General features: G+C 49.5%; 6 protein-coding genes. 5 read left to right on the top strand and 1 reads right to left on the bottom strand.

What is annotated here, in order from left to right; translation table 11 throughout:
* Positions 1-904 precede the first annotated feature (904 nt).
* Positions 905-1,855, bottom strand: a complete 951-nt coding sequence (locus DT73_RS12070; RefSeq protein ID WP_036108916.1) for a LacI family DNA-binding transcriptional regulator — start codon at positions 1,853-1,855, stop codon at positions 905-907.
* A gap of 293 nt (positions 1,856-2,148) precedes the next feature.
* On the opposite strand from DT73_RS12070, the gene DT73_RS12065 reads away from it, so the two are divergent.
* The 5 genes from DT73_RS12065 to DT73_RS12045 all read left to right on the top strand — a co-directional run bounded on the left by DT73_RS12065 (position 2,149) and on the right by DT73_RS12045 (position 7,054).
* On the top strand, positions 2,149-2,463 hold the full coding sequence (locus DT73_RS12065) for a PTS sugar transporter subunit IIB (RefSeq protein WP_036108914.1): 315 nt from the start codon (positions 2,149-2,151) through the stop codon (positions 2,461-2,463).
* A gap of 13 nt (positions 2,464-2,476) precedes the next feature.
* Entirely contained in the window at positions 2,477-3,802 is a 1,326-nt protein-coding gene (locus DT73_RS12060; protein WP_036108912.1) for a PTS sugar transporter subunit IIC, read from the top strand.
* A gap of 18 nt (positions 3,803-3,820) precedes the next feature.
* Positions 3,821-5,209 carry a glycoside hydrolase family 1 protein gene (locus DT73_RS12055; protein WP_036108909.1) on the top strand — a complete coding sequence of 463 codons (1,389 nt, stop codon included), beginning with the start codon at positions 3,821-3,823 and terminating at the stop codon, positions 5,207-5,209.
* A gap of 6 nt (positions 5,210-5,215) precedes the next feature.
* Positions 5,216-5,518, top strand: coding sequence for a PTS lactose/cellobiose transporter subunit IIA (locus DT73_RS12050; RefSeq protein ID WP_036108907.1), 303 nt, complete (start codon positions 5,216-5,218; stop codon positions 5,516-5,518).
* Positions 5,519-5,677: 159 nt separating this feature from the next.
* The gene (locus DT73_RS12045) at positions 5,678-7,054 is read left to right on the top strand and encodes a carbohydrate porin (RefSeq protein WP_036108905.1); all 1,377 of its coding nucleotides are present in this window, start codon (positions 5,678-5,680) and stop codon (positions 7,052-7,054) included.
* Positions 7,055-7,528 lie beyond the last annotated feature (474 nt).

The following is a 7,528-nucleotide window of genomic DNA, read 5'->3' as shown; positions in this document are numbered from 1 at the left end:
GCCTGCGTCCTGCAGGCAGCCCCGGCCCGCCAGGCACGCCTCAACGATTTAGAGGCCACACCCACACCCGCCTGTAATATCTCAGCAAAAATCAAAAAAAACAGACAACGCACAAATCCCCCAGCCACACCATACAGCACAAAAAACCCGCCACTCACAGCGAGGGTTGTGTCGCGTAAGACCGGTGAACCGCAGAAAGGAAGACAAGGTTATTCCGCCCGGACGGCGGAATAAGGCGAACCGAGGCATGGATGCCGAGTCGAGCCGGCCGCAGGCTGACTGCCCGGAGGTGAACGCAGTGCGCAGCACCGGTCGCCCGCGAAAATGGGGATTGCGGAGGGGGTGAGCCCCCTTTAGCCCGTTCACTGGCTGTGTAGCCACATTAACCACATCACTTCAGGTGAACGGAAACAACCACACTGCAAGTGAACGAAACAGTCACCACTGTAACAATAATCTGCCAGCACAGAGCCAGTTGCGCGCCGCGCCAGCCACACCTGACAACACAAACAACCCGCTACTTGCAGCGAGGCCTGTTCGCGTAAGACCGGTGAACCGCAGAAAGGAAGACAAGGTTATTCCGCCCGGATGGCGGAATAAGGCGAAACGAGGCATGGATGCCGAGTCGAGCCGGCCGCAGGCTGACTGCCCGGAGGTGAACGCAGTGCGCAGCACCGGTCGCCCGCGAAAACGGGGATTGCAAAGGGGGCGAGCCCCCTTTGCCCGTTCACCGGCTGTGAAGCCACATTAACCCCATCACTTCAAGTGAACGGAAACAACCACACTGCAAGTGAACGGAAACAACCACACTGCAAGTGAACGGAACTTTCACCACACTGGAAGTGAATGGAAACAGCGACACATTACACTAAGCAAAGTGAACCGCCCCCCACCACACATACTCTCAGCGCTTACGCATATCCGGAATAATCAAATCGCCACGGAGCACACACCCCCCCAGCATTTGCGTTTTTTCATCCAGCCAGGCCACAATCCTTGCCGCCATCGCATCCATCGAATATTCAATTGCAGGAATTGTCGGTATCCCCGGCAAATTCAGTGAACCCGCAAGGCTGAAAACCATAACATCCCCAGGCACGGATTTATTAAACGCCTGCAATTGCGGAATCACTCGCTGGGCTTCCAGCTCATTAGCAACCAATAATGCATTGAAATTAAAAGTGCTGGCATTGTTAAGCAGTTCCTGCAATGCAACAGAAGACGAGGAAGAGCCCATAAATACCAGGTTGCGATTAAACGGCAGGAAGTTTTTCTCCAGTGCCTGCTTATAACCAAGCAACACTTGTTCGGCAAAACCACTACTGAGCGGATGGATCAATGCTATCTGGTGGCGCCCCTGGCTTGCCAGGTAGTTGCAGGCGGTTTCCGCCGCAAAGGCATGATCAAACTGAATATTGTTCCCATTATCTTGATCCATGCAATCAACCATGATGACGTTTTCCTGGTCGATATTCAGTGCAAAACGCGCACCGATAATCAGAATGTCATCACACAGACCACAAGAAAGCTCATTGAGCGCGCGCAGTACTTCCGCTTTCGTATTTGCAAATCGCAGCAACAAATGTTTTTGGTGGTCGCTGAGCTGCTTTTCCAGCGCATAGAGATAATCGGTGGTCTGATGAATGTTATCCTGAGCACAAATCACACCGATGCAGCCAGTGGACTGGCTCAACAACGACTGTGCAATCACGTTGGGCCGGTAGTTCAGCTCATCAACTGCTTTTAGTACAGCCTGGCGGCTCTCTTCCTTTACACCGCGCGAACCACTCAACACCCGTGACACTGTGGCTTTAGACACCCCGGCCAGACGCGATACATCGTTGATTGTAGACATCGTTCTCCCCTGACAAGTCTCACATAATCCCTGTAATCCTTAATGCGGCAATAATTCATCGTGCCACTTTTTTCAGTATATCGGTTTCCGTTTTTCATGGAAACCGTTTTTCCAAATACACGCTTATTGCCGCATAAATAGTCAAAATTCGTGATGTAAATCCGATTAATCGCCCTATTAATTAGTAGAAATTGATAACTATCACACTTCCTTACCATATAAATGGAAACCGGTTTCCATATGATATCCAATCATGAACGAAACAACTTTCTGTCTTTGGAGGATGGTCGTCAATGTTCAAGATTATGCTGTGCTGCTCTGCCGGGATGTCCACCAGTCTTCTGGTGAGGAAAATGGTTGAGGTGGCGGAAGAAAGAAATTTGCCAGTCAAGATTGATGCATATGGTGTTTCCGAGTTTGACACTCAGTTTCCACAATATCAGGTAGTGCTTCTTGGGCCACAAGTAAAATATATGTTGAAGACACTCTCTGATAAGGCCGCTACTCAGGGCATTCCGGTGCAAGCCATCGATATGATGGATTACGGTATGCAGCGTGGCGATAAGGTACTGGATTATGCTCTGTCGCTCATCGACGCGACTCACTAAGTAAGGTGAACTCATGAGTTCGTTATATCAGTCAATGATTGCCTTTATTGAGCAATCTCTCACTCCTCTGGCGGGGAAACTCGGGCAGCAAAAATACGTTATCGCGATTCGTGATGGTTTTACTGCCGCGCTACCCTTTATGATAATCGGCTCGTTTATGCTGGTATTTATCTTTCCACCCTTTTCGGCTGATACCACTAATTCGTTTGCCCGTGGCTGGCTGGATTTTTCCCAGACATACCGCGAGCAGCTGATGTTACCGTTTAATCTCAGCATGGGCGTGATGACATTCTTTATCTCTGTTGGCATTGGAGCCAGTCTTGGCCGCCAGTTCAACCTTGATCCGGTAATGTCAGGCCTGCTGGCATTTATGGCATTCCTGCTGGTCGCAGCGCCGTATGCAGACGGTAAAATTTCCACTCAGTACTTATCCGGACAAGGGATTTTCACTGCCCTGATCACCGCCATCTACTCCACCCGAGTCTATGCATGGCTGAAGCAGAATAATGTGACGATTCGCCTGCCAAAAGAAGTGCCAACCGGCGTGGCACGTTCATTTGAAATACTGATTCCGGTTCTGGTGGTCATTGCCACATTGCACCCACTGAACTTGTTTATTGAAGCGCAAACCGGAATGATTATTCCGCAGGCGATTATGCACTTACTGGAACCACTGGTTTCCGCGTCCGACTCCTTACCTGCAATTCTTCTCTCCGTACTACTGTGCCAAATATTCTGGTTCGCGGGCATTCACGGTTCACTGATTGTCACTGGCATCATGAACCCATTTTGGATGGCTAACCTGTCGGCAAACCAGGCTGCACTGGCTGCAGGCGTAGCTCTGCCACATGTTTACCTGCAAGGCTTCTGGGATCATTACCTGTTGATTGGCGGCGTGGGCTCTACCTTACCACTGGCCTTTCTGTTGTTACGCAGCCGCACCACACATCTGCGTACCATCGGCAAAATGGGTATAGTACCCAGCTTCTTTAACATCAACGAACCCATCCTGTTCGGTGCCCCCATCATCATGAACCCGATGCTGTTTATCCCTTTCGTCTGCGTGCCGCTGGTTAACGCCGTACTGGCGTATACCGCAACCCGGCTGGGCTGGCTGGAACAGGTGGTGTCACTCACCCCCTGGACCACACCTGCACCAATCGGTGCGTCGTGGGCAGCTAACTGGGCGCTCAGCCCGGTGATTATGTGCCTTATCTGTATGGTAGTTTCTGCTCTGATTTACCTTCCGTTTCTGCGCGCGTATGAGCGCTCTTTAATGAAAACAGAAGAGCAGAAAACACAGGCGAGAGTAGGTGCAGCAGAAACTATCAGCAACTAAGACGAAGAGGTAAGAATAATGAAATATGTATTCCCCGAAAATTTCTGGTGGGGCAGCGCCAGCTCCGCACTACAAAGTGAAGGTGAAGGTTATTACACCAGTAGAGGGGAGACCACATGGGATCACTGGTTTGCCAGCCAACCTAACCGGTTCCATCAGGAAACAGGGCCTCAGGATACGTCCCAGTTTTACCGTCACTGGCAAGACGACATTCAGTTACTGAAACAGCTTAATCACAACAGTTTTCGTACATCTTTAAGCTGGGCACGTCTTATCCCGAATGGCATTGGTGAAGTTAACCCCGAAGCAGTTGCCTTCTATAACCAGGTTATTAACGAGTTAATTGAACAGGGCATTACACCTTTTATTACTCTGTTCCACTTCGATATGCCGATGGCAATGCAGGAAATGGGGGGATGGGAAAACCGCGAAGTTGTCGATGCCTATGCCCGCTATGCAAAAATCTGCTTTGAGCTTTTTGGGGACCGTGTTCTGCACTGGTTTACCTTCAACGAACCCATTGTGCCAGTGGAAGGTGGATATCTGTATGATTTCCATTATCCGAATGTCGTTGATTTCCGCCGTGCTGCAACGGTGGCATATAACACCGTACTGGCACATGCTAAAGCTGTTCAGGCATTCCGGGCAGGGCATTATGCGGGGGAAATCGGTATCGTTCTGAATCTCACGCCATCTTATCCGCGCTCACAAAATCCGGAGGACCGAAAAGCAGCACATCATGCGGATTTACTGTTTAACCGCAGCTTTCTCGACCCAGTACTGCGAGGCAAATACCCTGCAGACCTGGTGACGTTACTCAAAGACTACGACCAGTTACCAAAATGCCAGGCGGAAGACAGCAGCACTATTGCTGAAGGAACGATCGACCTGCTGGGTATTAACTATTACCAGCCACGCCGTGTGAAATGCCGCGATAGCATTGTGAACCCATTAACGCCGTTTATGCCGGAATGGTTATTTGATAATTACGAAATGCCGGGGCGAAAAATGAATCCGTATCGTGGATGGGAAATCTATGAGCCTGGCATTTACGATATTTTAGTCAACCTGCGTGATAATTATGGTAACCCACGATGTTTTATTTCAGAAAATGGCATGGGTGTTGAAAACGAACAACGCTTTATTGAAAACGGAAAAATTAACGACCAATACCGCATCGATTTTATTTCTGGCCACCTTAAGTGGTTACACAAAGGAATTAGCGAAGGTTGTAATTGCCTTGGTTACCATATGTGGACATTTATTGATAACTGGTCGTGGTGCAACGCATATAAAAACCGCTACGGTTTTATACAACTGGATTTAGCCACACAACAACGCACTATCAAGAAAAGTGGCGAATGGTTCGCCATTACCGCTATTAATAATGGTTTCGATGAGGAGTAATTAATCATGGTTGAATTAGAAGATGCTGTAATGGAAATAATCACCAACGCAGGCCAGTCCAGAAGTTTGTGTTTCGAAGCCCTGCATGCTGCACGCTCTGGTGACTTTGACGAAGCCAAAAAACTGTTACATGAAGCCGATGGCTATGCCCGCCGGGCGCATCACATGCAAACTAAATTGATAGAACAGGATGCAGGAGAAGGCCGCCAACCGATGACATTAATTATGGTTCACGCGCAGGACCACTTAATGAATTCACTATTGGCTCGTGAATTATCTGAAGAGATCATTCACCTTTACCAGCATTAATAGCCACAACATTTATCATGGGGAATTTATTCCGGTAGTATTTTAACACTCTGTACCTCTAAGTCCATTTCTGAATACTGATGCCAGATAAACAATCTGCATACCAGTACAGGATGGTTATTGCCAAAATAATAATTTAATATAATGAGATAGCTACAAATGAAAATGAAAAAACTTCCACTAATAATGGCAGTCACGGTCGCATTTTGCCCAATATCCGTACTTGCACAAGAATTTACTCAAGAACAAATCGACGCCATAGTAGCAAAGGCTGTTGATAAAGCACTGGCAGATCGGCAGGCAAAAATAGATGCCGCAACCGCCAAAAAGGCTGATGTTATCACCGAGCCACAAAGTGCTGCCCAGTCGCCTGATATGGCGATTCCGTTTGGCGTGAAATTTACTGGTTATGCCCGCTATGGTGCGCATTTTCAGTCTGGCGACCAGAAATATGTTGGTGTGGATGGCTCCTATAATGGTGCATCGGCCATTGGGCGTCTTGGTAATGAAGGTAATGGGGGTGAATTCCAGCTTTCCAAAGCATTTAAAGGTGATAACGGAGCCATCTGGGACATTAACGTCATGTTTGACCATTGGGGCGACGAAGTTAACCTGAAAAAAGCTTATGCAGGGGTAACCAACCTGCTGGACTCTAACCCGAACGCCTACTTCTGGGCGGGCCGCGATTTCCATCAGCGGCCACAACAAGGTATCAATGACTATTTCTGGATGAACCACGACGGCCAGGGTGCCGGGGTGAAAAATTTTGATATTAGTGGTGTTCAGTTTGATGTCGCGACCGTGGCTGCGGTGGAATCCTGTAGCCCGGAAGTTATGGAAGATGAAACTAACCCGTCTCGTATCACCTGTACTGGTGGCTCCGGCACTGGCGATAAAGGCAACTACGCACTGACATCCAAAATACACGGTATGAAAGTTGGCCCACTGGATCTGGAGCTGTATGCCAACTATGGGTTTGATTCCAAAGCTATCGATAGCGACGACCGGATGAGTGCCTGGCAAGGTGGCGTGGTGCTGAGCCACACCAATGACAGCGGCGTGAATAAAATTATCGCCCGTTACTCTGATAACTCCGATAACAGCGTGTTCAACAAAACGGATGGGCTGACTGCTGTTTATGCCAGCTTCGAAGGCCTGCACAAGTTCTCACAACGCGCACAGGTCGAATATCTGCTGGCGTTTCATGACTACGACAATAAAACAGACAATACTGACAACCGTAAGAACTATGGTGCAATCATTCGCCCAATGTACTGGTGGAACGATGTCCACTCCACCTGGCTGGAAGCAGGTTATCAGCAAGTCAGGTACGATCAGGGTGGTACTAACAAAGGCTGGAAACTGACACTCTCGCAAAATATTTCTATCGCGATGGGGCCGGAATTCCGCCCGATGTTGCGCTTCTACGTGACGGGTGGCCAGGTGGATAACCAACGTACTGCGCACGTTAACGGTACGGATGACCAGACACTCGATGATTTCAACGTTGGCGCAATGTGGGAAGCCTGGTTCTAATGTTTTGCACTGACTCCCGCAGTTCACAATCTGCGGGAGTTCCAGTCGTGGTGGTAAACGGAACAGCCATACCTGCCTGGTGAACGAAATCCACTCTGCCAGTACTGAGCAAATTGCGCGCCGTGTCAGCCACACTGCTTTCTCTCACCACCAGCGCCCCGGCCCGCCAGGCACGCCTCAACGATTTAGAGGCCACACCCCACACCCGTTTGTATGCTCACAACAAAAAACACACAAAGACAGACCAGGCACAAATCCCCCAGCCACACCTGACAACACAAACAACCCGCCACTTGCAGCGAGGGTTGTGTCGCGTAAGACCGGTGAACCGCAGAAAGGAAGACAAGGTTATTCCGCCCGGATGGCGGAATAAGGCGAACCGAGGCATGGATGCCGAGTCGAGCCGGCCGCAGGCTGACTGCCCGGAGGTGAACGCAGTGCGCAGCACCGGTCGCCCGCGAAAACGGGGATTGC

Origin of the sequence: Mangrovibacter sp. MFB070 (assembly GCF_000705335.1) — a bacterium.
Taxonomy (GTDB): domain Bacteria; phylum Pseudomonadota; class Gammaproteobacteria; order Enterobacterales; family Enterobacteriaceae; genus Mangrovibacter; species Mangrovibacter plantisponsor.
The sequence above is the reverse complement of the archived record's forward strand: the minus strand, read 5'-3'. Positions and strand labels throughout refer to the sequence as shown.